At 58.5% G+C, this 26389-nt stretch carries 25 protein-coding genes; 12 read left to right on the top strand and 13 right to left on the bottom strand.

Translation table 11 applies throughout. The features are described 5' to 3' along the window. Window positions 1-34 precede the first annotated feature (34 nt). Window positions 35-466, bottom strand: coding sequence for a VOC family protein (locus Q1L34_RS13865; protein ID WP_044348267.1), 432 nt, complete (start codon window positions 464-466; stop codon window positions 35-37). Between the two features lie 158 nt (window positions 467-624). Beyond that, the gene (gene ppk2, locus Q1L34_RS13860) at window positions 625-1443 is read right to left on the bottom strand and encodes a polyphosphate kinase 2 (RefSeq protein ID WP_004861730.1); all 819 of its coding nucleotides are present in this window, start codon (window positions 1441-1443) and stop codon (window positions 625-627) included. Between the two features lie 300 nt (window positions 1444-1743). On the opposite strand from ppk2, the gene Q1L34_RS13855 reads away from it, so the two are divergent. Then, entirely contained in the window at window positions 1744-2076 is a 333-nt protein-coding gene (locus Q1L34_RS13855) for a hypothetical protein (protein ID WP_004861735.1), read from the top strand. Window positions 2077-2293: 217 nt separating this feature from the next. Further along, a complete protein-coding gene (araJ, locus tag Q1L34_RS13850; RefSeq protein ID WP_004861738.1) occupies window positions 2294-3463 on the top strand; it encodes an MFS transporter AraJ in 1170 nt (389 codons plus the stop codon). Here araJ and Q1L34_RS13845 read toward each other — a convergent pair. The 7 genes from Q1L34_RS13845 to adhP all read right to left on the bottom strand — a co-directional run bounded on the left by Q1L34_RS13845 (window position 3460) and on the right by adhP (window position 11791). Further along, window positions 3460-4554 carry an alkylhydroperoxidase domain protein gene (locus tag Q1L34_RS13845; RefSeq protein WP_327204108.1) on the bottom strand — a complete coding sequence of 365 codons (1095 nt, stop codon included), beginning with the start codon at window positions 4552-4554 and terminating at the stop codon, window positions 3460-3462. The two genes, araJ and Q1L34_RS13845, sit on opposite strands and share 4 nt — an antisense overlap. 8 nt (window positions 4555-4562) lie before the next feature. Further along, the gene (locus Q1L34_RS13840) at window positions 4563-5552 is read right to left on the bottom strand and encodes a putative FMN-dependent luciferase-like monooxygenase (RefSeq protein ID WP_015584382.1); all 990 of its coding nucleotides are present in this window, start codon (window positions 5550-5552) and stop codon (window positions 4563-4565) included. Then, window positions 5549-7153: a dipeptide ABC transporter ATP-binding protein gene (locus Q1L34_RS13835; protein ID WP_004861748.1), complete on the bottom strand. Its 1605-nt coding sequence runs from the start codon at window positions 7151-7153 to the stop codon at window positions 5549-5551. The genes Q1L34_RS13840 and Q1L34_RS13835 overlap by 4 nt, the downstream gene beginning before the upstream one ends. After that, window positions 7150-8001, bottom strand: a complete 852-nt coding sequence (locus Q1L34_RS13830; protein WP_004861751.1) for an ABC transporter permease — start codon at window positions 7999-8001, stop codon at window positions 7150-7152. Before Q1L34_RS13830 ends, Q1L34_RS13835 begins: the two co-directional genes overlap by 4 nt. Beyond that, window positions 7998-8942 (bottom strand): ABC transporter permease, encoded by a 945-nt coding sequence (locus tag Q1L34_RS13825; RefSeq protein ID WP_211843531.1) that lies wholly within the window; start codon window positions 8940-8942, stop codon window positions 7998-8000. Before Q1L34_RS13825 ends, Q1L34_RS13830 begins: the two co-directional genes overlap by 4 nt. A gap of 10 nt (window positions 8943-8952) precedes the next feature. Continuing rightward, a complete protein-coding gene (locus tag Q1L34_RS13820; RefSeq protein WP_327204107.1) occupies window positions 8953-10575 on the bottom strand; it encodes a TIGR04028 family ABC transporter substrate-binding protein in 1623 nt (540 codons plus the stop codon). 205 nt (window positions 10576-10780) lie between these two features. Then, the gene (gene adhP, locus Q1L34_RS13815; RefSeq protein ID WP_004861757.1) at window positions 10781-11791 is read right to left on the bottom strand and encodes an alcohol dehydrogenase AdhP; all 1011 of its coding nucleotides are present in this window, start codon (window positions 11789-11791) and stop codon (window positions 10781-10783) included. Window positions 11792-12046: 255 nt separating this feature from the next. On the opposite strand from adhP, the gene Q1L34_RS13810 reads away from it, so the two are divergent. After that, window positions 12047-12646 carry an inorganic diphosphatase gene (locus Q1L34_RS13810; protein WP_004861761.1) on the top strand — a complete coding sequence of 200 codons (600 nt, stop codon included), beginning with the start codon at window positions 12047-12049 and terminating at the stop codon, window positions 12644-12646. 201 nt (window positions 12647-12847) lie between these two features. Next, window positions 12848-13825: a bifunctional helix-turn-helix transcriptional regulator/GNAT family N-acetyltransferase gene (locus Q1L34_RS13805; protein ID WP_327204106.1), complete on the top strand. Its 978-nt coding sequence runs from the start codon at window positions 12848-12850 to the stop codon at window positions 13823-13825. A gap of 65 nt (window positions 13826-13890) precedes the next feature. On the opposite strand, the gene Q1L34_RS13800 is transcribed toward Q1L34_RS13805, so the two are convergent. The 4 genes from Q1L34_RS13800 to Q1L34_RS13785 form a co-directional block, all read right to left on the bottom strand. After that, the gene (locus Q1L34_RS13800) at window positions 13891-15603 is read right to left on the bottom strand and encodes an ABC-F family ATP-binding cassette domain-containing protein (protein ID WP_327204105.1); all 1713 of its coding nucleotides are present in this window, start codon (window positions 15601-15603) and stop codon (window positions 13891-13893) included. A 339-nt stretch (window positions 15604-15942) separates the two neighbouring features. After that, entirely contained in the window at window positions 15943-17640 is a 1698-nt protein-coding gene (locus Q1L34_RS13795) for an NAD-dependent malic enzyme (protein ID WP_004861771.1), read from the bottom strand. 172 nt (window positions 17641-17812) lie between these two features. After that, window positions 17813-17953 carry a stationary-phase-induced ribosome-associated protein gene (sra, locus tag Q1L34_RS13790; RefSeq protein ID WP_004861775.1) on the bottom strand — a complete coding sequence of 47 codons (141 nt, stop codon included), beginning with the start codon at window positions 17951-17953 and terminating at the stop codon, window positions 17813-17815. Between the two features lie 157 nt (window positions 17954-18110). Further along, a complete protein-coding gene (locus tag Q1L34_RS13785; protein WP_306124339.1) occupies window positions 18111-18962 on the bottom strand; it encodes a Vmh family MBL fold metallo-hydrolase in 852 nt (283 codons plus the stop codon). Between the two features lie 113 nt (window positions 18963-19075). Here Q1L34_RS13785 and Q1L34_RS13780 point away from each other — a divergent pair, with 113 nt between their 5' ends. The 8 genes from Q1L34_RS13780 to Q1L34_RS13745 all read left to right on the top strand — a co-directional run bounded on the left by Q1L34_RS13780 (window position 19076) and on the right by Q1L34_RS13745 (window position 26388). After that, entirely contained in the window at window positions 19076-19960 is an 885-nt protein-coding gene (locus tag Q1L34_RS13780) for a LysR family transcriptional regulator (protein WP_327204104.1), read from the top strand. Between the two features lie 248 nt (window positions 19961-20208). Beyond that, window positions 20209-20991, top strand: coding sequence for an SDR family oxidoreductase (locus Q1L34_RS13775; protein ID WP_015584377.1), 783 nt, complete (start codon window positions 20209-20211; stop codon window positions 20989-20991). Then, window positions 20988-21365: a nuclear transport factor 2 family protein gene (locus Q1L34_RS13770; RefSeq protein ID WP_015584376.1), complete on the top strand. Its 378-nt coding sequence runs from the start codon at window positions 20988-20990 to the stop codon at window positions 21363-21365. Before Q1L34_RS13775 ends, Q1L34_RS13770 begins: the two co-directional genes overlap by 4 nt. A gap of 11 nt (window positions 21366-21376) precedes the next feature. Continuing rightward, window positions 21377-22246: a fumarylacetoacetate hydrolase family protein gene (locus Q1L34_RS13765; RefSeq protein ID WP_015584375.1), complete on the top strand. Its 870-nt coding sequence runs from the start codon at window positions 21377-21379 to the stop codon at window positions 22244-22246. Next, a complete protein-coding gene (locus Q1L34_RS13760) occupies window positions 22246-23469 on the top strand; it encodes a DUF3500 domain-containing protein (RefSeq protein WP_015584374.1) in 1224 nt (407 codons plus the stop codon). Before Q1L34_RS13765 ends, Q1L34_RS13760 begins: the two co-directional genes overlap by 1 nt. A gap of 189 nt (window positions 23470-23658) precedes the next feature. Next, on the top strand, window positions 23659-24963 hold the full coding sequence (locus tag Q1L34_RS13755) for a hypothetical protein (RefSeq protein ID WP_081213135.1): 1305 nt from the start codon (window positions 23659-23661) through the stop codon (window positions 24961-24963). Between the two features lie 67 nt (window positions 24964-25030). Beyond that, window positions 25031-25411 carry a RidA family protein gene (locus Q1L34_RS13750; RefSeq protein WP_015584372.1) on the top strand — a complete coding sequence of 127 codons (381 nt, stop codon included), beginning with the start codon at window positions 25031-25033 and terminating at the stop codon, window positions 25409-25411. A 131-nt stretch (window positions 25412-25542) separates the two neighbouring features. Next, a complete protein-coding gene (locus Q1L34_RS13745) occupies window positions 25543-26388 on the top strand; it encodes a DUF2218 domain-containing protein (RefSeq protein ID WP_015584371.1) in 846 nt (281 codons plus the stop codon). Window position 26389: the final 1 nt, after the last annotated feature.

The following is a 26389-nucleotide window of genomic DNA, read 5'->3' as shown; positions in this document are numbered from 1 at the left end:
GATTCATGGCGCGACCTGGTCGCGCCATGTGCTTTCAGCTCTCGCTACGCAGGACTTCCAGCCCAACGCGCTGGCCGTAAGAGAGTTCCAGCGTATTGCCATCCGGGTCGCGGAAAAAAACGTAATAGCCCACCGGTTCCCCAAGTTGCTCCGGCTCCTTTCTCAGCACGCCTTCCCGCCGCGCCATCGCGGTTTTCCCGTCGATCTCCGCTTTGGTCGCGCAGGCGACACCTAAATGACCAAACGGCCCCAGCGGGGTATCGGTCGGCTCGTCCGCCTGCACCAGCACCAGGGCGAATAAGCGGGTACGATCGCTTAACCACGCCACGTGACGCGCGGAGGGAAGATTCGGCGAGCGCCGATGAATCACCTGCATGGCGGTATAACGGGTATAAAAATCGATGCTCCTGTCGAGATCCCGCACCATAAAGGCGACGTGGGTAAAACCGCTGTCAATCTCATGCATATCATGTCCTTATTGTGGTCTGACGAGGATGCGTTAAGGGTAATACCTGAAGTTAACTTGAGGTAAACGGCGGATTTGTCGATTTGAGCTCCCCAGAAAAGGGGGGCCTTGCCCGCCCCGGCACCGAAGGGCCGAGGCGGGCAAGGCGGAGTCCGGACTCAGAAACGCTCGGCAATAAAACGGAAAGGGTAATCGGCCGTTTTCACTTTGCCAATTTTACGTTTGGGTAATTTGACCGGTTCGGTATGGACGCTCTTATAGGGGATCTGCGACAGCAGATGCGTAATGATATTCAGGCGCACGCGCTTCTTCTCTTCCGAACGGGCGACAAACCACGGCGCCCAGGAGGTGTCGGTGGCGGCAAACATCGCATCCCTGGCCTGCGTGTACTCATCCCAGCGGTTAAATGACTTGATATCCATCGGTGATAATTTCCAGATTTTTCGCCCGTCATCAATGCGGTCGCGCAGCCGACGTTCCTGCTCTTCCGGCGTCACCTCGAGCCAGTATTTGAGCAGGATGATGCCGGACTCCACCATCGACCGCTCTACCAGCGGCGCGCCAGCAAGGAATTTTTCCACTTCGTCGGCGCTGCAAAATCCCATCACCCGTTCAACGCCGGCCCGGTTATACCAGCTGCGGTCGAAAATGACGATTTCTCCTGCGGCCGGCAGATGCGGGATATAGCGTTGAAAATAGAGCTGGGTCTTCTCCTTGTCGGTCGGGGCCGGCAGGGCGATCACCCGGAACACACGCGGGCTGACCCGCTCGGTGATCGCTTTGATGGTGCCACCTTTACCGGCGCCATCGCGGCCTTCAAAGACAATGCAGACCTTCAGTCCCTGACTGACCACCCACTGCTGCAATTTAACCAGCTCAACGTGGAGCTTGCGCAGCGCTTTTTCATACTCTTTGTCGCCAAGCGGCTTCATTTTGGTCGAACCCGCTACACCCTTGGCCTTCTTGTTGTTTCCCATGGCTATCGCTCCGTTCTGAGAGGGGAAATGGGACCCGTGTACCGTAAAGTGTAATCACCCCGGGCCAGAGTGGCGGACATTATGACAATTCCGCGGGTTAATGGCTGAAAGCGGCAAGGCGTCACGCGGCAGAAGGCATGAAACTTGTCCAGATTTGGACAAGTTTTCTCTTTTCATTCCGCCAGCGAGCGCATACCGTTTGCCGACTCTTTGCCATCAGACCGCGAGGTCTGGCTCCTGAGGATTGTCCGTAGGGCTGGCGTTAACGCCTTCGGGAGCGAACTAAAAAGGAATTGACCGATGAAAACAGCGAACGGTATAGCCATTTTTTTGGGATGCGCACTGACCTTTTCCGTCAGCGCGATGGATAAAACGGCCGGTGGCGCCGTGGCGGGGGCCGCCGTGGGGGCGCTAAGCGGAAAAAGCGTGCGCTCTACGGTACAAGGCGCGGTCGTCGGTGGCGGTATCGGCGCCATGACTGAACACGGCGACAAAGGCAAAGCCGCACGTACCGGCGGGGCCATCGGCGCCGCAGTCGGAGCGGGTGCCGCAGCCGTTTCCGGCAACAGCGTGCTGCAGGGCGCGGCGCTGGGCGCCGGGGCCGGCGGCATGATCGGGAAAGCGACCCACTAACGCTCTCCAGCCGTATTGCGCTGCGATACGGCTGACTGCCTCTGCGTCACGCCGACGCGCCGGCCATCCTCTCCAATTCATCTCTCCCGCCCCCAGACTCACATGCAGGGATCGCGCTATTTTATGGACAAACGGGTCAGCGGACGTTTTTGTCTGGTTTGCCGATCCTGAATGGTCAATAATGCCGGCCAAAAATCCAAACTACGTGATTAACTGAATGAAAAAGACGATTTTTTCGCTCGCGCTGGGTACGTTTGGCCTGGGCATGGCGGAATTTGGCATTATGGGTGTGTTGCCGGAAATTGCTCACGATGTCGGGGTCTCCATTCCTGTCGCCGGCAACATGATCGCCTGGTATGCCTTCGGGGTGGTGATTGGCGCACCGGTGATGGCGCTGTTTTCCAGCCGCTTTTCATTAAAGTCGGTGATGCTGTTTCTCGCGGCGCTCTGTATTGTCGGGAATACCTTGTTTACCTTTTCTTCCAGCTATTTCATGCTGGCGACAGGGCGGCTGGTGTCCGGCTTCCCGCATGGCGCCTTTTTCGGCGTCGGGGCGATTATTCTGTCGAAGGTGGCCCCGCCGGGTAAAGTGACCGCTGCGGTGGCGGGAATGATTGCCGGGATGACGGTGGCTAACCTGGTCGGCGTCCCCGCCGGGACATGGCTTGGGCATCAGTTCAGCTGGCGCTATACCTTTCTGGGCATTGCCGTCTTCAACGTGGCGGTGCTGATGTCGATTCTCTGGTGGGTACCGACCGTCTTTGATCGATCCACATCGCGGCTGCGGGAGCAGTTTCACTTCTTATCGTCGCCTGCGCCGTGGCTTATTTTTGCCGCGACCCTGTTTGGCAACGCCGGGGTGTTTACGTGGTTCAGCTACATCAAACCCTTTATGATCCATGTCTCCGGATTTTCCGAAAGCGCGATGATCGCCATCATGATGCTGGTAGGGCTGGGGATGGTTATCGGTAATCTGCTGAGCGGGAAAATCTCCGCTCGCTACAGCCCGCTGCGCATTGCGGCCGCCACCGACGGCGCCATTGTGGTGGTGATGCTGCTGATCTTTCTCTTTGGCGACCATAAAACGGCATCGCTGCTGCTGGCATTTTTGTGCTGCGCCGGACTCTTTGCGCTGGCGGCGCCGTTGCAAATCTTATTGCTACAGAATGCGCGGGGCGGAGAGATGCTGGGGGCGGCCGGCGGGCAGATAGCCTTCAACCTCGGCAGCGCGATCGGCGCATTTTGCGGCGGGATGATGATTACCTCGGGCTTTGGCTGGAATGCGATTGCGCTCCCGGCGGCGTTACTCTCCTTCCTGGCCATGACATCCCTGTTGATTTACGCCCGCGGCCAGCGAAACCGCATCGCGGCGGGCGCGGTGAATTAATCGGTTTCCCACGGTTCGCCAAGGGTCAACATCAGGCGGTTAGCCCATGCGAAAAAGGCCGCCGATTGCAGTAAATCGAGCTGGGCCAGCGTGTCCAGCCCCTGTTCTTCAAGGCCATGAAGATGCGCTGTGGTCAGGGCTGGCGGCGTGACGGAAAGGGCGGCGGCAAAGTCTATTTCCGCCCGCCAGCGCGGCGACTGGCCGTCGCTCAATGTTTCCCCCGGCGTCACCGCCAGCAGCGTTTCTATCGCACTCTCATCTTTTGCCAGCTGCGCCGCCTTGCGGGCATGGACCGATGCGCAATAAATACAGCCGTTAACTTTACTGGCGACCGTGGCGGCCAGCTCCCGTTCCGCACGCGGCAGACCGCCTGGAGTGTAGAAGATGCCTTTGTCGGTCAGCGTACGCTGCTCCAGCACCGGCTGATTGCGCGCCAGCAGCCGGAAGTAGGGGGAATCCGTATGGCCAAATTTCGCCAGAATCGCCCGTTCGTCGTCGTTGAAGGCTTCCAGCGGTTTGGCCTCAAGCCAGGGCTCCCAGTTGAGCTCATCTCGGGTGAAATGTCCCGGGGCGGGCCTACCGCTGACCGTTTGCCGGGTGGTATGCCAGAAACCGGCCGCCACCGGCGTATCGGCGCTGGCAAAGGGTTTGCCGTTCAATAACCGCAGACCGTTGAGCAACCGGCTCTGGAAGCTGACGAAGGCGATCAGCTGGGCGAGGGTGACTATCCCCCGCGGGGTCCAGCCGGCGCGGGTAAGCGCCTGCAGCGCCGAGGGCGTGGCTTCCACCGGGCTGAAGGTTAACAGGCGGGCAAACGCCAGCGCCGGTGTCAGCCGCGCGGAGGTCGGGTCGGCGAGGCCAAAACCGGCATAGTGGGCGGCCAGCGCATCGGCCTGATGCAGTTTCGCCACTTTGGCGGCGACGGCAAAACGCTCATCGGGTGGAAAATCCTCATCCTGCTGGCTGAACAGCACCTCATAGCTGCCCTGCGCATGGCGGGTCGCTGCGTCGCGCACGGCCCGGGCCTCGGCTAACGGGGAACGCGGGGAAATCTCTGCCAGCTCTGCCAAAATATCCTGACTCAGTGTCATGGTGACTCCTACCTTAGTTGCGGGGCGATATGCTGAGCGATCAGCTCAAGGGAACGCAGCGTGTCACGGTGCGCGGGCTCAACGGAGTGGACCTGGAACGAAATATCGGTGACGCGGGCCAGCACGCTGTCCCGCGCCAGAGACGCCTGTACATGTTCGACATCCCCGACGTGGGCATCCAGTTGCGACAGATGGTCGGTGACAGTGTCACCGATTATTTCATGCCCGGCGGCGCGATGCGCCGCTGCCTGCTGGCGTAATCCGGGTGCTGCAACCTGCAGAGCGTACTCCTGGCTGTCGGCAATAAAGGCGGTGCGCGAGGCGAGGATCCTTGGCGCTTTGCCGGCGGGCAGCGCCGCGAGGTAGGCATCGATCAGCGGATTCTGGATGGCATCAAGCGCTAAATATGGCTGCCCGGGCGGGCGCGGCTGCGTGCGGGAGAGCATCAGGCCGTGACCGGCCTGACCGGCGCGAATGGCACCGTCAATTGAAAACGTCGCTATCCAGATCCGTTCAGCCAGCTGCGGCGCCGGCGGGTAGAGATGGTTTTCTGGATGGGCCAGTGAATCACCGCGCCAGGCGCTGTGGATCAGATGCAGATTATCGGCAAAGGCGGCGCCCCGCTGTTCGCTGGTTAAGCCAAACGGCAGAAATGAAGTGGGCGTACCGCCGGAGCCAAAGCCGACTTCAAGACGCCCGTTGGCCAGGAGATCCAGCACCGCCGCGTCTTCGGCGACCCGCAGTGCGTTCTCCATCGGCAGCGTAATAATGGCGGTACCGAGGCGAATATGTTCGGTCTGTGCCGCCACGTGGGCGAGAAAGACCAGCGGCGAAGGCAGGCCGCCTTCATGCTCGTGGAAGTGATGCTGGGCAATCCACGCGCTGTCAAAGCCGAGACGTTCGGCGTGGCGAATCTGTTCGGTTGCCAGCCGGTAGCGCTCTTGCGCAGGGGCAGAGTCCAGCAGGCGGGTGAAAAAACCCAGGCGTTTACGCGTCATGCGATCTCCTTGCTCAGAGTGGACAGGTGGGGAATAGCGGCGATGAGTTCACGGGTATAGTCGTGCTGCGGCTGGCTAAACAGGCGGTTGACCTCGCCGTATTCCACAACCTGACCGGCGCGCAGTACCGTGACGCTCTGCGCGATGCGACGCACCGTCGCCAGGTCGTGGGTGATAAACAGATAGGTCAGCCCCAGCTGTTGCTGGAGCTGCTGAAGCAGGGCCAGAATCTGCGCCTGCACCGTGACATCCAGCGCGGAAGTCGCTTCGTCGAGGACCAGAATCGTCGGCTCCAGTACCAGCGCCCGGGCAATGGCGACCCGCTGGCGCTGGCCGCCGGAAAGCTCGCGGGCGGTCCGCGTCAGCAGCTCCGGCGCCAGTGCGACCCGGGCGGCAACCGCCTCGACCCGGGCACGACGGATGGCCGGGCTCAGCGGTTCGAAATTTTTCAGCGGCTCTTCGATAATCTCAAACAGGGTCTGACGCGGGTCGAGCGAGGCGAACGGGTTCTGGTAGACGAACTGAATTTTACGCCGCAGCTGACGCTGCGCCTCGCGACTTAAATGACCGGCATCGATACCATCGATGGCGATGTGGCCGCGATCGGCCTGTTCAAATCCGAGCAGAATCCGCGCCAGCGTGGTTTTGCCCGAACCTGATTCACCCACTAACGCATGGGTTGTACCGCGTTTCACCTCAAAGCTGACGGCGTCAAGCGCCTGCAGCCCGGCGTCGCCCAGCGAAAAACGTTTACTGATATCCGCGACCCGGATAGCGGCCGTCGCCGGATGGCGGCGCTGCGCTGCCCCTATTGTCGGCTGGATTCCCTGCAGATCGCTCAACAGCTGGCGAGTGTAGGCGTGTTGCGGTGCGCGGATAACATCCGCCGTAATGCCCTGTTCCTGAATTTCTCCGTGGCGAAAAACCAGCAGCCGGTCGGCACGCTGCGCCGCCAGCGCCAGATCGTGGGTGACGAGCAGTACCGCCGTCCCGGACTCCCGGCGCAGGGTATCGAGGAGGTCGAGAATACGTTTTTGTACGGTGACATCGAGGGCGCTGGTTGGCTCGTCGGCAATGATCAAGTCCGGCTTCAGGGCAATGGCGATCGCAATTAACACCCGCTGCTTCATGCCGCCGGAGAGCTGATGCGGATACTGATGAAAGCGCTGTTCGGGGTGGCTGAGGCCAACTTTGCTCAGCAGGGCCAGCACCTGCTGCTTACGTACGGCGGCGGGCTCTTTCTGGTGCAGACGCAGAATTTCGCCAACCTGCGCGCCGATCGTTTGTACCGGGTTCAGGGAGTTGCCCGGGTCCTGCGGGACCAGACTGATGCGCGTGCCGCGCAGACTATCAAGTCGTTTCCCCGACCAGCCGCTGATATCCTCGCCATTGATCTCCACTCGTCCACTGTCGCGTCGGGCATTGTTCGCCAGCAGGCCGATAATGGCCTGGGCGGTGGTGGTTTTGCCGGAACCCGACTCCCCGACAAATGCCAGCATTTCACCGCGTTGCAGGCTGAAACTGACGTTATGCACCACTTCCTGCCAGCGGTGCTGCGAGCGGTAGCTGATGCGCAGGTTTTCCACGCGTAATACGTTCATGAGCGCTCTCCGCTAAATTGACGGCTGATGCGGTTGGCCGCCAGCACCACCGCGACGACCGCCACGCCGGGAAAGGTGGTCAGCCACCAGGCGGTTGAGAGATAGTTACGGCCTTCGGCAATCAGCAGCCCCCATTCAGGCACCGGCGGCGGGGTCCCGTAGCCGAGAAAGCTCAGGGTGGAGAGGGCGAGAATCGCCTGGCCAAACTGCAGTGTGGCGAAGGCCAGTACGGCGGTGAGGGAATTAGGTAAAATATGCCGCCAGAAGACGGCGAAGAAAGTGCCGCCGCTGCCAAAGGCCGCTTCGACGTAGTCGCTGTGCCGCACGCGGACTACTTCCGCTCGCGCCAGGCGGGCAAAACTGGCAATGGCGGCAACGCCCACGGCAACCGCGGCGTTCAGCGTGCCGAAGCCAAGCAGGATAATCACCGTTAATGACAGCAGCAGCGACGGGATGGCCAGCAGGACGTCAACCAGCCGCATCACCAGCGACTCGACGCGTCCGGCAACGGCACCGGCCAGCGTACCGAGCGCGGTGCCGACCAGCAGCCCGATAGCGACGGCCGCCAGCGCGGCGGAAAGAGAGTGGACCGCGCCATAGACAATCCGCGTCCACAGATCGCGTCCCAGCTGGTCGGTTCCTAGCCAGTGGCCGACCTGCGGCGCCAGACGCTGCGCGCCGGAGGTCCCTTCAAGCGGGTTATAGCCGCTGAACAGCTGCGGGGCGAGCGCCATCAACAGCGCGGCGATCATGATGCTCCAGGCGAGCCATAGCCCCGGCTGGAAACGCAGCGGTCGACGGCCGGGCGCCCGCCGGCGGGCGGCGGTAGCGTAATCAACGAGGCTCATACCACTCCTCCGGTCACTGTTTTCAGGCGGGGATCGAACAGCGGCATCAGCAGATCCACCAGCAGGTTAATCAACACAAACGCGAGGGCGGAGATCATCACCACCGCCTGTAAGACGGCAATATCCTGATTGTTGACCGCCTGCTGGGTCAGTTGACCCAGACCGCCGCGGCCGAAGACGGTTTCGGTAATCAATGCGCCGGCGATCAACTCCCCCAGCAGCAGCCCGGCGATATTCAGCGCCGGTAGTAGGGCGTTGCCGGTAACGTGTCGCCACAGGACGCCGGTTTCACTCATCCCTTTGGCGCGGGCGATGGCGACAAACGGCAGGGCGGCCACCTGGTCCATGCTGCGCATCAGGATCTGCGCCAGCGGGGCGGAAATGGGCACCGCGACGGCAATGATCGGCAGTATCAGGCCCTGTAGCGGGCCGGGGTTGATCACCGGGATCCAACGCAGCTGGAAGGAGAAGAGTTGAATCAGCGCAATGCCCAGCCAGAAGGTCGGCAGCGAGATAAACAGCACCGGCAAAGATTGTAAGGTATTGCTCAGCCAGCGCAGCCCCGGCAGGCGTGAGGCGAAGGCCAGGCTAAAGGCCAGCACGATAGCCAGTATAAACGCCGGGATCGCGAGGCTGAGCGTATCCGGCAGGTTGCTGGCCAGCAGCGTACTGACCGCAATACCCGCCTGTAACGAGTAGCCAAAATCCCCCTGCAGCATCGCCGCTAAGGTGTGGAAATACTGCGTCCAGATTGGGCTGTCGGCGCCGTAGGCGATGCGCATATCGGCGATTTGCGCCGGACTGAGACCCAGATCCGGATTCTGGAACTTGATCAGTACCGCGTCTCCCGGCAGCACCTGCAGCAGCACGAAGGAGAGGGTGAAGGCCGCCCACAGCACCAGTAAACTCTGGCCCAGACGTCGCAGAAGGTTATGGCTCATCCCATGCTCCTCAGTGCTTTTCCAGCCAGCTGCCGTAGAACGACGGACGACCAACGGCTTCAAAACTCACGCCCTTCACCCACGGCGCGCCGGCAAAGACCTGCGGCTCTTCAAATATCGGGATCACGTAGGCGTTATCCAGCAGATAGCGCTGGGCATCGCCGGTCAGCTGCAGGCGTTTTTGCGCATCGACTTCGGCGGAAATCGCGGTCAGCAGATCGTTAAGCTTATCGTCGCGGAAGTGCTGCACTTTGTCGCTGGAACCGCCCTGTTGCAGCAGAGCATCGCGGTTGGTCGGGAAGAACATGCTTTTCACCACGTCCGGGTCGGCGCGACCCACTTCTGAAACGGTCAGCGGGGTCTTCAGCGGATCGAGGTTATCAATTACCCGGCTACCGGCATCGCCCGCTTTGACGCTCAGCGCCGCCCCCACCTGGCGCCACTGCTGGGCGATCAGCTGGAGCACCTCTTTGTTTTGCGGCTGCGGCAGCGATTCATAGACCGTCAGCGCCAGGCGCTGGCCATCTTTCTCTCTGATCCCGTCGGCGGCCGGTTGCCATCCGGCTTCATCGAGCAACTGTCTGGCTTTGGCCTGATCGAAGGTCAGCTTGTCGCTCAGATTGACATACCCTGCCGCCGTGCTGGCGATAGCCGAGGTCGCCTGCGGGTAGTTGGCGGAGAACAGCGTATCAACCACCTGTTTTGCATTGGTGGCATGCAGCAGCGCCTGGCGGACGCGCAGGTCGGACACCAGCGGGTTATCCGGGCGGAAACTCAGGCTGTCATTGACGCCGCGGGTGGGGGCGGCATAAATCCTGAATCCCTGGTCGGTCGCCTGCTTTTCATCGTAGGCCTGGACCTGGCGGATAAAGTCGGCCTGACCCGCCAGTAACGCCCCGATACGCACGCTGTCTTCCGGAGTGACGATAAAGGTAATGCCGTCGAGGTTGGCCGGCCCCTGTTGAGCCAGGTTTTTCGGCCCCCACAGGTAATCCTTACGGGCGACCAGCGTCAGCTCGCGACCCGGCTTTTCATCTTTAACGATAAAGGGTCCGGAGCCGATAATATTGCGCGCGTCGCCGAGCTCGTCGAAATTACGCTGCAAGGTGCTGAGAGAGACCAGCCCGGAGCCAATGGTGGCGGTACCCTGCAGGAATCCTGGCGACGGCTTTTTGAAGTAAAACTTCACCGTTAGCGGATTGATGACTTCGCTATGGTCGTAGTTGTTGATCACTTCAGAGACCGGCAGCCGGTGGGCTTTATTGCCGAGACCGTAGGTATCAAAATTTTTGGCCACCGCGTGGGCATCCAGCGGGGTACCGTCGGAGAAGGTGATGCCCGGACGCAGCGTAAAGGTGTATTCGGTTTTGTCGGCGTTCGTGACCCAGCTCTCGGCAATCCACGGTTCAACCGCCAGCGTCTTCGGGTTTTGCCAGGTGAGCTTATCGGTTATCTGATTGAGAATGCCGCCGTTGGGGTAGAAGCCTCCGGCCGGTGGATAGAGATTGGTGTGCGGCTGCTGCTCCAGATAGATTAATGTCCCGCCTTTGACCGGCGTATCGGCGGCCCAGGCGGAAAAAGCGCCGGATAAAAAGAGGGCTGCCAACGCGGGCAGACGAAAACGGCTTTGCATGGTGAATTCCTTTGTTATCTATTGTGTTGCCATCATCGGGCGCGGATATAAACAAAGGAACCAACGAATTGCGCTAAGCATTTGCGGAAAAGGCATTTACCGCGTCGGGGAAATATTCTATGTGGGTAACAGCCGGAGGAATGCGTTCATGCCGGATGGCCAGCGTCATGAAACGGCCTCTCCCTGAGCGGGAGAGGCGCGAGGCTTAGCGGCGGAAATCGATAACCATACGGCCGCGAATTTGCCCTTGTTCCATCTCTTTAAAGATGGCGTTGATGTCGCCCAGCGGACGCAGCGTCACTTTAGGAACGACTTTCCCTTCGGCCGCGAACTGGAAGGCTTCGGTCAGATCCTGACGGGTGCCGACCAGCGAGCCCACCACTTCGATACCATCCAGTACCAGACGGGGAATATCGAGGCTCATGGCTTCCGGAGGCAGGCCAACGGCCACCACGCGGCCTCCGGCGCGAACGGCGTCAACGGCGGAGTTAAACGCCGCTTTGGCGACAGCGGTGACGACGGCCGCGTGAGCGCCGCCGGTTTTTTCCTGAATCACCTTCGCCGCATCTTCATTGCGGGAGTTAATGGTCAGATCTGCGCCCATCTCGGCCGCCAGCGCCAGCTGCGCATCGTTAACGTCGATGGCGATGACTTTGGCATTGAACACGTTTTTCGCATATTGCAGCGCCAGGTTGCCGAGGCCACCAAGACCGTAGATGGCAATCCATTGGCCCGGTTTAATATGGGAAACTTTCACCGCTTTATAGGTGGTAACACCCGCGCAGGTGATGCTGCTGGCGGCAGCAGAGTCGAGGCCGTCCGGCACTTTGACCGCATAGTTAGCGGTGACGATGCACTCTTCAGCCATGCCGCCGTCTACGCTGTAACCGGCATTTTTTACCGAACGGCAGAGCGTTTCGTTGCCGCTGTTACAGTAATCGCAGTGCCCACAGCCTTCGAAGAACCACGCCACGCTGGCGCGGTCGCCCGGTTTCAGGGAGGTGACGCCCGGACCAACCTGCTGTACAACGCCCACGCCTTCATGGCCCAGAATCACGCCGGTTTTATCGCCAAAATCGCCGTTTTTCACGTGCAGGTCGGTATGGCATACGCCACAGCACTCCATTTTCAACAACGCTTCTCCATGTTGCAGGGGACGCAGTGTTTTTTCCGTCACATCAACCTGATGATCGTGGGTAACAACGGCTGCCTTCATGTTTACTCCTTGAATTTTGAAGAAAAAATGAGTGTTTACTCTTAAATAATACTCATTAAGGATTAACCCTTATAGTCAGGAATGCAAGGGAGCTAGTGAAATATGTGGTCTAGAGGAGCACTAATAGCGCAAAATTCGAGCATATGTGTGAATTTTGGCTGTTAATAATTATGCAATGAGGTCGTCATATTCTGTTCATGGCTAAGCGGCAGGCTGTTACAGGCAAATTTCTTATAACAACAGAGTGATACTACAATGCATCTGGTAAAAACTATCCTCGCCGCATCGCTGTTCCTGTCTGCCGCCGCTCAGGCCCACAACGTACTGGACTTTCCGCAGCCGGAGAACAACCCGGAAGAGTTTTACGCGGTCACGGAAATTCCGACGGGCGGTATCATCAAATATGAGACCGACGCGAAGACGGGATTTATTATAGCCGATCGTTTCCAGTCGATGCCGGTCGCCTATCCGGCTAACTACGGTTCACTGACCCAGTCGCTGGCGGGAGACGGCGATCCGCTGGACGTGGTGTTCTACACGCGTGCACCGATGGCTCCGGGGACGCTGATTAAGCTGCGGGCAATCGGCGTCCTGAAGATGATCGATGGTGGGGAAAAGGACGATAAGATTATTGCCGTGCCGGCGAGCAAAATCGATCCGACCTATGATGACATCAAGAATATCAGCGACCTGCCTGCCATTGAGCAGGAGCGGCTGCAGGCCTTTTTCCGCGTCTATAAGCAACTGCCTGACGGGCGTAAAAAGGTGGAGCTGAACGGCTTTAACGATGCCGCTGCGGCAAAACAAGAGATTAAGCAGGCATGGGATGCGTGGAAAGCCAAAAATCCACAATAAGATAAAAACAGGCACCGCACGGTGCCTGTACTTTTTTAGCCGGGCAATGACCCGTTGCGACCGTGTTTAATCCTGACAAAGAGCCGATGAGCCGGAAGGAAATACCGTTCGTGTGCGCGGGCCGAATGGCGGCGTGGATTGACAGGAAGAACGCAATAATGGTTGTATTGTGCAACTATTAACTCACCTGCACCCATCTCCATGACGCATCCATCGCTTATTAACCAATCGCTCATCACTGAAATACGCCGCTCTTCCCGCCTGATGGTTCGTGAACTCGGCTTCATGAATTCTACGCTGGCAGCCACCGACTATTCACCCTCCGCCGTGCATACGCTGCTGGAAATTTCCGCACACGGGGCGATGACCGCCGCGCAGCTGGTTCAGATCCTCGGCCTGGAGAAATCAAGCGTCAGTCGGATGTTGTCCCGTCTGCTGACCGCCGGCGAGCTGCAGGAAAAACCCGACGGCGAAGATGCCCGCTTCAAGCAACTCGAACTGACGGAACAGGGACGAGGGACGGTCGGACGGATTAACGATTACGGGGCGATGCGGGTCATTGATGCGCTTATGCATCTCGATGCCGGACAACAGCAAAACGTGGCGCTGGGGCTGACCGCGTACGCGCAGGCGCTGGCGAAATGCCGCGACGTACCAAGGCCCGCTGCGGCAAACAACGTGACGATTGTGCGCGGATACCGGCCGGGTATGATTGGCCGCATTGCGCAGATGCACGGCGAATATTATGCCCGGCACCACGGGTTCGGCCACTTTTTCGAAGGTAAGGTCGCCAGCGGGCTGGCAGAGTTTTCTGCCCGACTTGACGCAGAGTGCAATCAGATCTGGCTGGCCGTGCTGGAGGGCAAAATCGTCGGCTCCGTGGCCATCGATGGTGAAGATCTGGGCAATAACGAAGCGCATCTACGTTGGTTTATTCTCGACGACAGCTGTCGGGGCAGCGGCGTTGGCCGACGTCTGTTGGCCGAGGCGATGGCTTTTTGCGACCGTCGCGCGTTTTCAGCCGTTCAGCTGTGGACCTTCAGCGGGCTTGACGCCGCGCGCGCGCTGTATGAATCATTCGGCTTTACGCTACATAAAGAGTGGCAGGGCGATCAGTGGGGGATGATGATGACCGAACAGCAGTTCAGCCGATACCCGGCGGATGCAGCGTCGGCGTAGCCACCGTCCTTGACCGCGTACACCCGGCTAAGCTGTCTCCACCTTAGCCGGGGATTCAGTCTCCTTTAACTCAGTCTGGCGGTAATGGCCGCGATCTCCTCGCGCCACTGCGCCTGCAGGTGGGGTTTCTGGTGCTTAGGTTTACGCGATACATCATCCGCCAGCCGTTGTTCCAGATCGATCAGCCGTTCCAGCAGGGCGTCATGGTCTTCGGAGACGGTGGTCGTCGCATCCGCGTCGGCGGGCCTCCCGGGCAGGGGCGCCCCGCCGCGCAGGCGGGTGTAAACGTCGTCGGTGCTATGCCACTCGCTCAGCCCGTTATCATCAATCAGCCAGAAGCGGTTACAGCTCTGGCTTATCAACTGACGGTCATGACTGACCAGCAGCAGACCGCCGGAATACTCGCGCAGCGAGGCAGCCAGCGCCTCTTTGCCTTCCATATCCAGATGGTTGGTGGGCTCATCCAGCAGAAGCAGGCTATAGCTCGCCAGCGACAGCCCGACAAACAGCAAGCGGGAACGTTCGCCCCCGCTGAGGGTGCTGACCTTTTGCCCGTGGCGGCTCCAGCCGAAACCGGCGGAAATCAGCGCCCGCTTACGGCGTTCACCGGCGGGTTCGAAGCGCTCCAGCGCCTCCAGCAGCGTGGCATTATCCGCCAGCTGATGCAGCGACTGGTCGTAGTAGCCCGGATGTAATCGTGGATGCAGACGCAGGCCGACATCCGGCGCCGCCTGCTGCATCTGCCGCCACAGCAGGCGCAGCAACGACGATTTCCCGCCGCCGTTGCGCCCCATAATCGCCACCCGGTCGCCGCTGCGCAGACGCGCCAGCCCGGCGGTGAACAGGGCTGGTAATCCCGGAGCCGGGGGCACCGGCAGCTGTTCAATTTCGAGTAAACGATCGGCCCGCAGGGCGTCACCGTTCAGCGCCAGCCGCCACGGCGTGCCGGCGGTCAGCTCGGTTTGACTCTCCTTCAGGCGCGCGACCTGTTTCTCCATCTGTTTGGCTTTGCGCGAGAGATCTTCGTTGTCGTACACCTGTCCCCAGGTTGCCAGCCGTTTGGCGCTGGTGTTGACGCGGTCGATTTCTCGCTGCTCGGCTTTATGACGCAGGGCATCGCTTTCGTCCCGTTCCGCCAGCGCCTGACGCGCCGCGCTACAGGGAAGAGAGAAGGCGTGCAGGGTTCTGTCGCGCAGGATCCAACTGGCATTAGTTACAGCATCCAGTAAGAGGGGGTCATGGGACACCAGCACGAAGCTCCCCTGCCAGGTTTGCAAGAAGCTTTCCAGCCACAGCAGGGTCGGCAGATCGAGATGGTTGCCGGGTTCGTCCAGCAGCAGGAGATCCGGCTGCTGAATTAACGCTCTGGCCAACAGCAGTCGGGTATGTTGCCCGCCGCTTAGCGTTGCCGCTCGCTGGGTGAACGCCACCGTCGTAAAGCCCATTTCTGCCAGCAGACGTTCTGCCTGCCAGCGCTGTTGTTCACGCCCGCTGGCGGGAAGCCGCGCCAGAACCACCTCAATGAGCGATTGTTGCAGCAGGGCATCCGGCAGGTGCTGTTCAACCCGCGCCATCAGGCAATGGTGCGCCAGCGCCACGCTGCCGGCAGCGGGCGTCAGCGTGCCGTCCAGCACCTGCAGCAGGGTACTTTTGCCGCAGCCGTTATGGCCGATCAGGCCGATGCGGTCGCCTTTTTTCAGGGTAAAGGAGAGGTCGGTGAAAAGCGGCCCGAATGCCGTTTCAACATGCAGAGATTGCGCGCTAAATAATGTACTCATAGTGAACTTACTCAAGAGTTACAGGCGTAAAAACGCCTCGTCAAACATCGCTGACGATAACCCGGTAAGCCCGAGGGAAGGGAATTAGTCTGGGGTGTCTTCGCTCAAGCTGAAGTTATCGCAGCACGATACCGATAACGCTTGAGCAGTGACGATTACCAAATGTCAGTGAAAACATAGATATTTCACATAACAGCATGGGGTCCTCCTTTTTCATTCAGTGAGTTGACAGGTGAAAGCAGTGTAGGAGGTGGGCGGCGATTTGGCTAGCAACTAAAGATAGTGGGGCGGCGGCAAAAAAACGGGCCCGTTGTCAGGCCCGTTTGCGATGCAGGTTAATCAGATCGAGGTCCGGCGGTAGTTGCGATACTCCGGCAACCAGAAGTTATCGCTGATCGCCTGCAACAGCGCCTCGGCGGAGGTTTTCACCGCCACGCCCTGTTCCTGAGCGACTTTGCCGACCGCGAAAGCGATCGCGCGTGAGACGGTCTGGATATCTTTCAGTTCCGGCAGCACCGGGCCTTCGCCGTTGTTGACCAGCGGCGAGTGCTTCGCCAGCGTCTCACTGGCCGCCATCAGCATCTCATCGGTGACTCGCGATGCCCCTGAGGCGATGACGCCAAGACCGATACCGGGGAAGATATAGGAGTTGTTGCACTGGGCAATAACGTACTGCTTACCTTTCAGCGTGACCGGCGCGAACGGGCTGCCGGTGGCAACCAGCGCTTCGCCGTCGGTCCAGCTGAGGATGTTCTGCGGCGTGGCTTCCACCCGAGAGGTCGGGTTCGACAGCGGCATTACGATTGGACGCGGGCAGTGCTTATGCATCTCGCGAATAATCTCTTCGGTGAACAGACCCGGCTGGCCGGAGACACCGATCAGGATATTCGGTTTCACATTGCGCACAACGTCAAGCAGGGAGAGCACTTCGTTGGTGGTATCCCACTGCTGCAGATTTTCACGCTTCTGCACCAGTTTGTTCTGGAACGGCAGCAGGTTCGGCATGGCGTCAGTCAGCAGGCCGAAACGGTCAACCATGAACACGCGCTGACGCGCTTCTTCTTCGCTTAATCCTTCGCGTTGGATCTGGGCGATAATCTGTTCGGCAATCCCGCAACCGGCAGAGCCGGCGCCGAGGAAGACGATTTTCTGTTCGCTCAGCTGGCTGCCCGCACCGCGGCTGGCTGCAATCAGCGTGCCGACGGTCACCGAGGCGGTGCCCTGGATATCATCATTGAATGAGCAAATCTCATTGCGATAGCGGTTGAGCAGCGGCATAGCGTTTTTCTGCGCGAAGTCTTCAAACTGCAGCAGAACGTCCGGCCAGCGGTGCTTAATGGCCTGGATAACGTCATCGACAAACTGATAATACTCATCGTCGGTAATACGCGGATGGCGCCAGCCCATATACAGCGGATCGTCGAGCAGCTGCTGATTGTTCGTCCCCACGTCCAGCACAATCGGCAGCGTGTAGGCCGGGCTGATACCGCCGCAGGTGGTGTACAGCGAGAGTTTGCCGATCGGGATCCCCATACCGCCGATGCCCTGGTCGCCGAGACCCAGAATGCGTTCCCCGTCGGTGACGACGATCACTTTGACGTTGTGGTTCGGGACGTTTTGCAGGATATCGTCGAGGTTGTGCCGGTTCTGATAGGAGATAAAAACACCGCGCGAACGACGGTAGATCTCAGAGAAGCGCTCGCAGGCGGCGCCGACGGTCGGCGTATAGATGACCGGCATCATCTCATCGAGATGGTTGCCAATCAGGCGATAAAAGAGGGTTTCGTTGGTGTCCTGAATGTTGCGCAGGTAAATATGCTTGTCGATCTCAGTTTTAAATCCCTGGTACTGGATCCATGCGCGTTCAGCTTGTTCCTCAATTGTTTCAACAACTTCTGGCAGCAGGCCGAGCAGGTTAAAGCTGCTGCGCTCTTCCATGCTGAAGGCGCTACCTTTGTTGAGAAGGGGAAATTCGAGCAGAACGGGGCCAGCGTAGGGGATATACAGGGAACGGTTTTTCTTATGGGTGAATTGCATCGCACTAACTCCTTGATGTTCACTTCAGACCGTGCGCGGCGATAAGCGTGCGGGCTGGCAGGGAATGCAGCGGGAGCAGTATAGAGCAGATGTTATCAAAGAGGGGAAATTGTATTAAAAAAACACCATCCTGACGAAAGGACGGTGTTTTTATCATCATTCAGCTGAGAAATTAACCCGCGCGGCGCTTACGGCCGGTGGCATGAGCGTGGTTAATTGTCGTTTCCACATCGCCGTCCAGCACCACTTTTTTCTGCTGGGACAGTTTATAGTTCAGACCGAGAAGATGACGTGCCTGGTGGTTCGATTTCATTCTTACTCCTTAATCCAGTTCTGTTTCAAGGACAAGCCCGGCGTGGCCGGACGAAATGTAACCCTAAGAACGGCGCGCTAGCGCGACCGTCTATCTATCGTGGTCTATTTTTCCGCCCCTGGCAACTTTATCACCCGGAATCAGGAATAGTCTGCGTTTACCACTTCATCTCGCCGGTGTTCACCTTCGCACTCAGCTCCAGCGAACTGACTTCCGCCAGCTCCGGCCAGCGCTGTGTCATCTCGGCGATCACCCCGGCGGAGTCTTTGTGCGTTTTCAGCGCCTGCTCAAACTGCTGCAGATAGTCGCGGGTAAAGGCGATCGCGCGATCCCCGGCCGGCGGTGTGCCAAGATAGTGGCCCGGAATGACCTGCTGCGGATGGAGTGCAGCCATATCGTCGAGCGTTTTGCGCCACTGCAAGCGGCTTTCGGCGCTCTGGGTATCGGCCGTCCATACGTGCATACCCCAGGCGACACCGGTACCGCCGAGGATGGCTTTGTTCGCCGGGATCCAGACGAACGCCGCGTAGTGTTGCGGCTGACGAATTTCAACTTTTTCGCCGTCAATGGTAAAGGTGTTGGCCGCAATCACCTGCGGCGTATAAAGCTGCTTCGGTGCGCCATCTTTCATCTGCGGGCCCCAGAATGCCAGCTTCGCGGCCTGGGTTGCTTCGATGTGCTTGACCACCTCGGCCGTGGCGACAACTTTTGCGTCCGGGAAAGCCTTCACCAGCGGCTCGAGGCCGAAATAGAAATCCGGATCGCCGGAGGTAATGACAATGCGGCTCAGTTTCTTACCGCTTTTGCGGATCATATCGACCAGCTTTTCGCCATCTTTCACGCTAAATTGCGCATCAAACAGCACCGCTTCATGCGGGCCGGAAGCCAGCGTCGAGTTCACGGCGAAGATACCTTTATCCTGCGGGTTATAGGTCTGCAATGTTAAAGGTGCGGCAAACGCAGCGGAGCTGAACAGCGCGGTGGCAACGGCAAGGGCAGATAATTTCATGTTGGTTTTCTCTGTGTCTGTTGAATAACGCTATTTTACGGATTTCCTGATTTGCGAAAATTCCTGAAAAAAGAGATGCTGAGTTTCATAAAACGTGCAGATGGAAGTGAAAGATGGACAGAATTATTGCCGCGCAGGTCTACATGCGGATCTGCGAACTGGGGAGCCTGAGCGCCGCGGCCCGTGCGCTGGGGATGTCACGCCCGATGGTCAGTCGCTATCTGGAGCAGATGGAACACTGGGCGGGTACCCGCCTGATCCACCGTTCGACGCGCAAATTAACCTTAACCGCGGCCGGGGAGAAGGTGCTGCAAAAAACCCGCAGCCTGACGCAACTGTCGGATGAAATTGCCGGGCAGACCGAGCGGGCGGTGCCCAGCGGCACGCTTCGCGTCGCCTGCGCTCACTTTACGGCTATGCAGCTGATTTCACCGCTGTTACCCGATTTTCTCGCCCGTTATCCCCAGCTGCGTCTCGAACTGGATATCAATAATCATCCGGTGAGTCTGATCGGCGAGCGCATCGACGTGGCGATTCGCATCACCGATAACCCGGAGCCAGGAGCGATTGCCCGTCGGCTGGGGGTCTGTCGTTCGGTCCTGTGCGCATCGCCGCGCTGGCTGCAGTTACATGGCCAGCCGCAGACGCCGGCGGAGCTTAGCGAACATAACTGTCTGCACTACAGCCATTTTGTCGCGCCGAGCTGGCAGCTTACCGACTCGCAGGGCGAGGAGGTCTCGGTGACGGTTTCCGGAAACCTCAGCGCCGGGATCTCCTCATTACTACTCAAAGCGGCGGTAGCCGGATGCGGTATCGCGATGCTGCCGGAACTGGAAGCGCAGCGCGCGCTCAACAGCGGGGCGCTGAAGCCGGTGTTGCCGGGCTGGACGCCGAAAGCACTCAGCGTCTACGGCATCTATTTATCGCGCGACTATCAACCCAGCGCGCTACCGCTGTTCCTCGATGAGATCCAACAGCAGCTGGCGCAGCTTAGCTAGCGCGCTTTCGTACCGCCGATCCTGCGTCGCGCCTTGCGGGCGCGCGTGCTCCTGCCATCACTCACCTCGCTACCTGCTACCGGGTGGCGTCCGCACGTCTGTCTCTTGTTCGCGCCGACAGCGTCCTCTTTCGTGAGCCATCTCCGACTTTCATCTAATCCTCCTGTGGATATCTAGACATATCGCAATTTGAGATATATCAATATATGTACATTATTTTACCAATAATTAACATTCAGGAGCGGAGAATGGATCTGGGGATTGGCGGAAAACAGGCTTTCGTCTGCGCATCATCGCAAGGACTCGGTCTGGCCTGCGCGGCGGCGCTGGCGGCAGAAGGCGTGAACGTCACGCTAAACGGGCGTTATGAACAGAAGCTGGCGCAGGCGGCATCGGCGCTGCGCCAGCGCTTTCCTCAGGTTGCCGTCACCACCGTCACTGCCGACCTGACGCAGTCGGCGGGGCGCGCGGCGATCCTGGCGGCCTGGCCAAAAATCGACATTCTGGTGACCAATAACGCCGGGCCTCAGCCCGGCGCACTTGCCGACTGGCATGAAGAGGCGCTGCTGGGGGCGATGGCGGCCAATTTTATTCCTGCGGTACAGCTGATTCGCGCGTGGCTGCCGGCAATGCAGCAGCAGCGCTTCGGGCGGATCGTCAATATCACTTCGGCCATGGTCAAAGCGCCGCACTACATGATGGGGCTATCCACCTCGGCGCGGACGGCGCTGACTGCTATCTGCAAAGCGATCGGTCGTGAAGTGGTAGCCGACAATGTGACCATCAATAACCTGCTTCCGGAGCGGATCGATACGCCGCGCCAGGCATTTATGTTGCAGCGGCTGATGGATGAAGAGGGCATCAGTCTGCAAGAGGCGCGCCGACGCAATGAGGCGACAATCGCCGCCGGTCGCTTTGGCCGCCCGGAGGAGTTCGCTGCAGCCTGTGCCTTTCTCTGTAGCCAGCAGGCTTCCTATATTTCCGGACAAAATCTGCAGCTCGACGGCGGTTCCTATGAGGGGCTGCTATGAATACGGATCTCCTGGCGCTAATGACGCTTGAGACGCAGCGTCAGCAGGCACTGGTGGCCGGTGATAGCGTGCGTCTGGCGGGGCTCCTGGCCGACGATCTTGTTCATATTCACAGTACCGGAATGGTGCAGGGTAAGGCCGAGTTTCTCGAACACGTGGTGAAAATGGGCGGCTTTGTGGCTATCGAGCGGCCAACGCCGGACATACGCCTGCTGGGCGATATTGCCATTATCAGCGGCGAAACGCGCAACGTGGTCCGTGCACTGCACGATGGCGCCGAAAGGGTTCGCCACGGTTTTTCCACGCTGGTTCTGCGACGTTCCCCGCAGGGCTGGCAGATTGTGTTGTCACAAATGACGCCCTTTGCGGCGTAAGAAGGAGTGTTATGAAGCTCGTGCGCTACACCCACCACGGACGTACCCGGCTTGGCAAAGTGGTTGATTCTACGGTCATTGATTTATCCGAAATCACCGGCATCGATCACTCAATGCGCCAGTTGCTCAACGACCTGCCGGCGCTTCGCGAACGGCTTGAGCGGGCCACCGGGCCGGCCATTGCGCTGGAGGAGGTTCGCCTGGAGGCCCCGATTCACGACCCGCAGAAGTTTCTCGGCATTGGTATGAACTATCGCCAGCATGCCGAGGAGGCACGCCGGGCGGGGATCGCCATCCCGCCATCGCAAATGTGGTTTAACAAGCAGGTTTCCTGCATCAGCGGGCCCTTTGATCCGGTCGTTAAGCCGCGCGTTAGCGAGCAGATGGATTATGAAATCGAGCTCGGTGTGGTTATCGGTCGCCGCTGTCGCCACGTCTGTGCCCGCGATGCACACGCGGTGATTGCCGGCTATCTGATCGTCAACGATCTCTCCGCGCGGGACTGGCTGAAAAAATCGCCGACCTTTACGCTCGGCAAATCATTCGATACGCACGGGCCGCTGGGCCCGTGGCTGACGACCGGCGATGAAATTGCCGACCCGTTGGCGCTACAGATGACGCTAACGGTGAACGGTGAACAACGTCAGCACGCCTCAACCGGCGATATGATTTACAACATATATCAACAAATTGAGTATCTCTCATCGGTGATGACGCTGGAGCCGGGCGACGTACTTGCTACCGGAACACCGTCCGGGATTGGCGCGCCGACCGGACGTTTCCTGCAGCCGGGCGATCTGCTGCATCTGACCATCGACGGCCTGGGGGCGATAGAACATCGCGTGGTGGCAGAAGACGACGCCATAGCGTGGGAGGCGTGATGAGCAGCAACTCTTTTCGTGATTATCTTCTGCCTGCTGACGCGCCACGTATTCTGGCCGCGCGTAACGTGGATGTTGCCACCTATGGCGCCAGGATGCTGGCGACGGAAAAAGCACGTGACCTACAGGCGCAGTGGCAGGCCAGCCTGGATGAAACGTTTCGCGGGATCACGACTGACGGCAGGGTACGCGAGGGGCTTTTCGCGTTAGCCGATGAAGGGTTTGCCGTCGACGAGGCGGTTGCCGCCGCCAGAGAGCTGCTGCGGACGCTGGAGCCGTCGCAGCGCCAGCGCGTCTGCCAGCCGATTGATGCGCCGCAGTGGCGTGCCTGGTATAACCCGGAAATTCCGTTCAATGACTATGGCGTGCGCCTGGAAGCGACGTCTCCGGCGACGCGCGAGGCATTTCTCGGGTTATTGAGGACCTGCACCAGCGAGCAGGGTTTTCGCAAAGTCTCTCGCCTGATGGATGCCAACCATTTCCTTGGCGAGCTGTATGACCTGAATAACATCATGAACCGCTGGAGCTTCCATTTCATGTTGTTCGGCGAGCCTTCGGCGGATCGGCCCTGGGGGTGGAATATCTACGGCCATCATGTCGCGTTTTGCTGTTTTATCGTCGGACGTCAGCTGACTATCGCCCCCACGTTTATGGGCGTGGAGCCAAACGTTATCGATCGCGGTGATGACAGCGATGCGACGCTGTTTACCGACGAAGAGCGCTGCGGCCTTGCGTTGATGCAGGCGTTGACTCCGCGGCAGCAGAAACGAGCAACGATTTTCCAGCAGATGGAAGATCCGGCGATGCCGCCAGAGCGCTTTAACTTCGCCGATCAGCGCCATCTCGGCGGGGCTTTTCAGGATAACCGAATAATTCCTTATGAGGGAATTTGTGTGGCGGAGTTCAGTCCGGCGCAGCGCAAGATGTTAATGGCGACGATTGCCTGCTTCCTTGATTTTTTGCCCGATGCTCCGCGACAGCGGCGGCTGGCGTGCATTGAACAGCATCTTGAGGAAACCTGGTGGTGCTGGATTGGCGGCTGCGGCGATGACGATGTCTTTTATTACCGTATTCAAAGTCCGGTGGTGATGCTGGAGTTCGATCACCATAGCGGGATGTGGCTGACCAATGAGCAGCCGGCGCGTTTTCATATTCACACGATTACGCGGATTCCCAATGGCAATGATTACGGCAAAGCCTTATTGGCACAAACGCGCAAATAAACCTGTCGGCTTTAATTTCTGTTGATATCACCCATCGCGAACGCAGAGCGTAGCGCGGGTGGGCGCATTGACGCGCCATTCTCTATGAGCCTGCGCGAACAGGCTCCGGGCGGTAAATAAAAATATCTCTGTCTCCTACAATGAGGTTATCTGGCAATGGAATTAAACTGTTCATTCAGAGTCTCAACGATGGCGTTATTTCCGCTGGCGTTGATGTGCGGCAGTTGTTACGCGAATACGGTATCTGCCGGTGGCGACTCTGATTCATTCAACGACTGGCTTTCGCAAGGGAATATTTACGGCGAAGTCAAAACTATGCATTTTTTTAAAGAATTTAACGGTACCGTTGCGGATAAACAAACGCACGCCTTTGGGGGTGATATTCAATATGTCAGCCCGGAACTTTATGGCTTTAGTTTTGGTGTTGCAGATTATGCGTCGTGGAATTTAGGTCTCAATCCCGATAACAGTGAAAAAACGGAAGTTTATCTGCCGGCGGATAATATCAATGTTCTGGGTAAGGCCTATCTGCGCTATCGGGGATATGGATTTAATCTACAGGGGGGACGAATTGCACTCGACACGCCTTTCGCCAACGGCGGCGAAGGTCGTACCATGATTCCGGCCTTATATGAGGGGGTTGGCGGCGATTACGCTTTGCTGGATAAGCAGCCGTTAAAGCTGTACGGCTATCGAATCTACCGCTTCAAACCTTTCAGCTCTGATACCTTTGGTAAGGGAGATACCGGGGCGCCAGAGGTTGATGATACGACGATCCCTTCGGTCGACAGCGATGGTTTCTCCACCTTCGGTCTGCGCTATGGCCACCTGTACGATGCCCAGGCCGAGGCCTGGTATTATCACTTTGATAAACGTGCGCAGATGGCTTTTGTCGGCGGCGAGCTGCCGGTACATGGGCTAAGCGTGGGACAATGGACGCCATTTTTCGGCGCACAGTATTTGCATGAATGGGATACATCGGATCAGTCCTGGCCGTATAAAAATATCGACACCGATCTTTATTCTGCCCGACTGGGGATGCGCTCGCGCAATCACAGTCTCTCGGTGATTGCCACTCATGTCCCCAGCAAAGACGGGGCGTTTTTAAATGGCGCCTATTTCGCACCATATAATTTCGGTATTTATGACACCACGCCGATTGAGGCCGGACAACCGCTGGCATCGATGATCACCAGTAATCAGCCCGGCGATGCGCTGGCGCTGCGCTATGTTTATCATAATCAAAACGCGCTGGCGGTATTAGGCTATACGCGTCTGAATTTAAAAGATTCCAGTGGGATTTATTATCCGATTGCCGCTAAGGATATTAATGCCGGGTTTATGATATTAGGCTATAACCTGACCCCGCGATTACATGCTGAATTTGAATTTGATTATATTGACTCGCCGTCGCCGATAACCGGTGATTATCATGCTGAACGCCTGCGCCTGGTTTATAAATTCGGCGCTATGATGCCGGACAGCGAATATTAATCGTGATGACATTGTCCTTTTATTAGTAGCAGGGTCTGCCGGCGGCAGATCCTGACTGGAGATAAATATGAGTAACAGAAAAAGTATTTATAGCGAGGCCTTCGTTCACGCCAATCCCGTTCCTGCCGCCTGTCGGATTGGCAATATGGTTTTTTCCGGTGTGATTTATGGCCGCGATCCGCTGACCCGGCAGGTACCGGATGATCTTGATGCCCAGTGCGCGCTGATGTTTGCCCATATCAAAACGCTAATTGAGGATGCCGGAGGGACGCTGGACAACATTGCCCGATTGACGCTGTTGATGGCGGACAGAAACGAGCGCGAAACGGTGAACCGCCACTGGGTCCGCTATTTCCCTGATCCGGCATCGCGTCCGGCCAGGTACGCCATCGATGCTAAACTGAACGGCAATATTCGCGTACAGTGTGATTTTATCGCCGTTCTTTAACTAACTTTTACTGACCGCTTCTCCGCTTTCCCGCGCGTATTCCGTTGGCGAACAAAATTCAGGCCTGCGTCATCTCTTTAAGATATATTTAAAGTTTAGTTATGTTGCAGTGGATGATAAAGGAGTCGACGATGGAACAAACACAACGCTCCGGAAAAAAGTCCGCCGGTAACGACACTCCGGCTGTCCCGCAGAATGCGGGGCAGACCGGGCGTCGTGGGCGGGTATTCGATTACGGTGAGCTACGCGTGCTGCTCCTGGCGATGCTGTCTGAACAGCCGAGCCATGGATACGAACTAATTCATGACATTAAAGAACGCTTTGGCGGGTTGTATAAGCCCAGCCCGGGGGTCATCTATCCGACCCTGACCTGGCTGTATGACCGCAACTATGCGGTTATCGACCTGGAAAAGGGCGGCCGCAAGCGCTACAGCATTACCGAAGAGGGCCGGGCATGGCTGACGGCCAATCAATCGGTTATGGAAATGCTTAAGTCGCGGGTGGCGCCGCAGGCGAACCGAGCATCGCCGGTGGAGCTGGTAGAGGCAATGGACCACCTGAAACGGGCGCTCAGCCTGCGGATGAAATATGAGCCGCTGCCTGCCGGTATGGTCGTGAGCCTGGCGCAGGCAATTCATCTGGCCGCCGAACGTATTGAACATCTGCTGACTACCCCGGTTGCGTCGGAGGGCGTGCACACCAGTATCGCCTGCATCGCGACGCCCAATGCCTCGCGATTTATGCGCCGCTTGTGCAGCCATTTCCAACATCGCACGCCGGTCGTCAGCGATGAGCACAGCGGGCAGTTTCGACTGAGCATCGGCGAGGTCCGGCTGGATGTGCAGGATAACCTGTTGCAGATTACGTTAAGCGCCACGGAAACCGACGATCTGGCCGAGATGGAAACCATCGTGGAACGCCATCTGGCGGAAGCGGCAGTGCGCGAAACGCTGGATATCCGCTGGCAGCGGACGTAAA

The sequence above is a fragment of the Klebsiella ornithinolytica genome, from assembly GCF_030505655.1.
In the GTDB taxonomy this organism is placed as follows: Bacteria; Pseudomonadota; Gammaproteobacteria; order Enterobacterales; family Enterobacteriaceae; genus Klebsiella; species Klebsiella ornithinolytica.
This window is presented reverse-complemented; position numbering and strand designations above follow the sequence as displayed.

Coding starts and splice junctions, on each gene's coding strand:
- Q1L34_RS13840 (WP_015584382.1), bottom strand. CDS start 5,552: ATGACGCGTAAACGCCTGGGTTTTTTCACCCGCCTGCTGGACTCTGCC.
- Q1L34_RS13745 (WP_015584371.1), top strand. CDS start 25,543: ATGGAACAAACACAACGCTCCGGAAAAAAGTCCGCCGGTAACGACACT.
- Q1L34_RS13755 (WP_081213135.1), top strand. CDS start 23,659: ATGGCGTTATTTCCGCTGGCGTTGATGTGCGGCAGTTGTTACGCGAAT.
- Q1L34_RS13750 (WP_015584372.1), top strand. CDS start 25,031: ATGAGTAACAGAAAAAGTATTTATAGCGAGGCCTTCGTTCACGCCAAT.
- Q1L34_RS13780 (WP_327204104.1), top strand. CDS start 19,076: ATGGACAGAATTATTGCCGCGCAGGTCTACATGCGGATCTGCGAACTG.
- Q1L34_RS13760 (WP_015584374.1), top strand. CDS start 22,246: ATGAGCAGCAACTCTTTTCGTGATTATCTTCTGCCTGCTGACGCGCCA.
- ppk2 (WP_004861730.1), bottom strand. CDS start 1,443: ATGGGAAACAACAAGAAGGCCAAGGGTGTAGCGGGTTCGACCAAAATG.
- Q1L34_RS13785 (WP_306124339.1), bottom strand. CDS start 18,962: ATGAAATTATCTGCCCTTGCCGTTGCCACCGCGCTGTTCAGCTCCGCT.
- Q1L34_RS13775 (WP_015584377.1), top strand. CDS start 20,209: ATGGATCTGGGGATTGGCGGAAAACAGGCTTTCGTCTGCGCATCATCG.
- Q1L34_RS13810 (WP_004861761.1), top strand. CDS start 12,047: ATGCATCTGGTAAAAACTATCCTCGCCGCATCGCTGTTCCTGTCTGCC.
- Q1L34_RS13855 (WP_004861735.1), top strand. CDS start 1,744: ATGAAAACAGCGAACGGTATAGCCATTTTTTTGGGATGCGCACTGACC.
- Q1L34_RS13865 (WP_044348267.1), bottom strand. CDS start 466: ATGCATGAGATTGACAGCGGTTTTACCCACGTCGCCTTTATGGTGCGG.
- Q1L34_RS13845 (WP_327204108.1), bottom strand. CDS start 4,554: ATGACACTGAGTCAGGATATTTTGGCAGAGCTGGCAGAGATTTCCCCG.
- Q1L34_RS13800 (WP_327204105.1), bottom strand. CDS start 15,603: ATGAGTACATTATTTAGCGCGCAATCTCTGCATGTTGAAACGGCATTC.
- Q1L34_RS13805 (WP_327204106.1), top strand. CDS start 12,848: ATGACGCATCCATCGCTTATTAACCAATCGCTCATCACTGAAATACGC.
- adhP (WP_004861757.1), bottom strand. CDS start 11,791: ATGAAGGCAGCCGTTGTTACCCACGATCATCAGGTTGATGTGACGGAA.
- Q1L34_RS13830 (WP_004861751.1), bottom strand. CDS start 8,001: ATGAGCCTCGTTGATTACGCTACCGCCGCCCGCCGGCGGGCGCCCGGC.
- Q1L34_RS13770 (WP_015584376.1), top strand. CDS start 20,988: ATGAATACGGATCTCCTGGCGCTAATGACGCTTGAGACGCAGCGTCAG.
- sra (WP_004861775.1), bottom strand. CDS start 17,953: ATGAAATCGAACCACCAGGCACGTCATCTTCTCGGTCTGAACTATAAA.
- Q1L34_RS13765 (WP_015584375.1), top strand. CDS start 21,377: ATGAAGCTCGTGCGCTACACCCACCACGGACGTACCCGGCTTGGCAAA.
- araJ (WP_004861738.1), top strand. CDS start 2,294: ATGAAAAAGACGATTTTTTCGCTCGCGCTGGGTACGTTTGGCCTGGGC.
- Q1L34_RS13795 (WP_004861771.1), bottom strand. CDS start 17,640: ATGCAATTCACCCATAAGAAAAACCGTTCCCTGTATATCCCCTACGCT.
- Q1L34_RS13825 (WP_211843531.1), bottom strand. CDS start 8,942: ATGAGCCATAACCTTCTGCGACGTCTGGGCCAGAGTTTACTGGTGCTG.
- Q1L34_RS13820 (WP_327204107.1), bottom strand. CDS start 10,575: ATGCAAAGCCGTTTTCGTCTGCCCGCGTTGGCAGCCCTCTTTTTATCC.
- Q1L34_RS13835 (WP_004861748.1), bottom strand. CDS start 7,153: ATGAACGTATTACGCGTGGAAAACCTGCGCATCAGCTACCGCTCGCAG.